Below are 355 nucleotides of genomic sequence, written 5' to 3'. Positions count from 1 at the left end.
GGAGAGGAGTTCGCACCCGGTGCGCGGCTGCGCCTTCGGGTTCACCGGCGCGGCCACCCGCCCGTACTCGAGGGTGCGGACCAGGTCGGAACGCCACACCTCCAGCCGGGTGGAGCCGCGGGCCGTTGCGTAGGTGCCGTCCTCGGAGAGCGTCACCACGTCGTCGGCTTCGCTGTTGCGCTGGGCCTCACGGGTTCCGGTCGAGCCGTCGAGCTGGGTGACCTGGCCGCAGCCGGACCGGTCCCGGTACACCGCGACGGCGGTGTTCCAGGCCCCGATCGCGCCGCACAGCGGCATGTCCCGCCGGTAGTGCCAGATCTCGTCGCCGGTCGCGCGGTCGCGCCCGGTGACGGTG

Annotated in this window: 1 protein-coding gene; it reads right to left on the bottom strand. The window is 73.8% G+C overall.

All coding sequences use genetic code 11. The annotated features are described in order from the left end of the window. Nucleotides 1-355: Rv3212 family protein (locus tag AC1DYG_RS21005; RefSeq protein ID WP_477641753.1), on the bottom strand; the 355-nt coding region annotated here is incomplete at both ends.

It is taken from the genome of Pedococcus sp. P1_H8, from assembly GCF_056405175.1.
This window is presented reverse-complemented; position numbering and strand designations above follow the sequence as displayed.